The organism is Dietzia sp. B44 (assembly GCF_014145245.1).
GTDB lineage: Bacteria > Actinomycetota > Actinomycetes > Mycobacteriales > Mycobacteriaceae > Dietzia > Dietzia natronolimnaea.
Genome location: NZ_JAALEF010000411.1, coordinates 1 through 2,101 on the forward strand (window position 1 = coordinate 1; position 2,101 = coordinate 2,101).

The following is a 2,101-nucleotide window of genomic DNA, read 5'->3' on the forward strand; positions in this document are numbered from 1 at the left end:
CCCCGGCCGCGAAGTCCTCGCCGGAGTAGCCGACGCCCGCCATCCCGGCGAACATCATGTTGAACATCATCATCGAGCCCATCATCCACATACCCGTGGCCAGGGCCGAGGCCCACCACGGCTCCGAGTACCAGCCGGCGGGCACCGGCCGGCCGGCCACCACACCGCCCGGGTAGTAGTGCGGGGTCTTGTCGCTCGGCTCGGTCGCCGCGGTCATCGTGCGGCCGTCGACCTCGACGGTCCGGTCCTCGGTCACCCGGCCGGCGCGCTCCTGCCCGTCGGTCTTGGGCAGCTCCGGACCGGGATCCAGGCCCATCGCCGAACGCGCGGCCCGCACGTAGTACAGACCCTCGAGGGCGGTGTCCTTCGCGAGCTCCGTCTGGACCGGTGTGCGCGCGTTCTCCAGCTCCGTCACGGCCGCGGTGTAGCGCTCGGAGGCGTCTGCCATCGCCTGCTTGGACGCCTCGTCGGTGCCGTCGAGGTTGAACACCTGACCGCCGAGCCGTTCGACCCAGCGCGCGGCCTCGGCGCGGTAGTCCTCGATATGGCGGTTGTGCTGCATTTCCAGTTGGGTCTGGCCCTTGTTCTGACTGCGGGAGACCACGGCGACAGCAACGGCGATCACTGCGGCGATGAGGAGGAATTCCACGGATCGACCTTTCTCGGTACTACTTCACCAGCGTACCGAGATTGTGTCCCGCCGGTCAGCGGCCGTCGGGCTCGGAGTGCGCCGCCCGATCGAGTCCCAGTTCCGCCAGCACGGACTCGGTGTCCGCGCCGTGGGGGCGGGGCCCGAACCGCACGGATCCCGGGGTGTCGGACAGCTTGATCGGGATGCCGACACTGCGGTATCCGTCGCGCTCGACGACCATCTCGCGATGCAGCACCTGGGGCATGGACAACGCCTCACCCACGTCGTTCACCGCCCCGGAGGGCACCCCGACCGCGCGGAGTCGATCCGTCAGGTCGTCCCGACGGAGCCCTGCGACGAGACCACCGAGGATCGCGCGCAGCTCCTCGGAGTGGCGCAGTCGGTCCGAATTCGTGAGGAAGCGGGGGTCGTCGACCAGCGCGGGCGCGTCCACCGCCTCCGCCAGCGCCCGGAACTGACGATCGTTTCCGGCGCCGATGAAGAACGGTCCGTCCGAGCAGCTGAAGGTCTCGTACGGACAGATGGTCGGGTGCGCCACCCCGGTGCGCACCGGGGCCTCGCCCGTGGCGAACCACGTGCCCGCGTGCGGGTGCAGGATCGACACCGCGTTGTCGAGCAGGGCGAGGTCGACCAGCTGGCCGCGCCCGGTCGTGGCCCGTACGTGCAGCGCCATGAGGATGCCACTCATCGCGTTGAGACTGGTGACGATGTCCACCAACGGGATCCCGATCCGCATGGCCGCTCCGTCGGGCTCGCCGTTGATGCTCATCAGGCCCGAGAGTCCCTGCAGGACGGCGTCGTACCCCGGTGCGCCACCGAGGGGCCCGTCGACGCCGTACCCGGTGATGCGGCAGTGGATCAGGCGCGGGAAGCGCTCGGCGAGCTCGTCGTCGCCGAATCCCCACTTCTCGAGGGTGCCGGCCCTGAAGTTCTCGATCACCACGTCCGCGCCCTCGAGCATCCTGCCGAGCAGTGCCTGCCCCTCCTGGTCGCGCAGATCGATGCAGATGTTCCGCTTGTTGCGGTTGAGCCCGTCGAAGTACGCGCTGTGGTCGTCCCGCACGAAGGGCGGCCCCCAGCCGCGGGTCTCGTCCCCACCCGGCGGTTCGACCTTGATCACGTCGGCGCCGTGGTCGGCCAGCATCTGGCCGCACAACGGCCCGGCGAGGACCCGGGACAGATCCACGACCCGGATGTCTGTGAGGGCACCGGTCCGGGGCATGTCGGTCAGCGGTGTCCCGGGCCGCGGTACCCCGGGCCTCGGTGTCTCGGGCCGTAGCGTCTCGGGCCTCGGCGTCGCAGTCTGGTGCGTCTCGGGCACGGGTTCAGGCTCCGGTGACCCGGTCGAGCCACGCGGCCGCGGCGCCTTCGACGCTGACTCCGTTGACGACCATGGGCCAGGCGCCGTCCATCCCGCCGGCGACCGCGGCGTCGGTGAGCCGGGTCTCC

General features: G+C 70.5%; 2 protein-coding genes. Both read right to left on the reverse strand.

Annotation, left to right across the window (positions count from 1 at the left end):
* On the reverse strand, positions 1–649 hold a 649-nt coding region (locus G6017_RS13150; RefSeq protein WP_182617743.1), incomplete at its 3' end, for a DUF1542 domain-containing protein.
* Positions 650–704: 55 nt separating this feature from the next.
* Positions 705–1,874: a CaiB/BaiF CoA transferase family protein gene (locus G6017_RS13155; protein ID WP_182617745.1), complete on the reverse strand. Its 1,170-nt coding sequence runs from the start codon at positions 1,872–1,874 to the stop codon at positions 705–707.
* Positions 1,875–2,101: the final 227 nt, after the last annotated feature.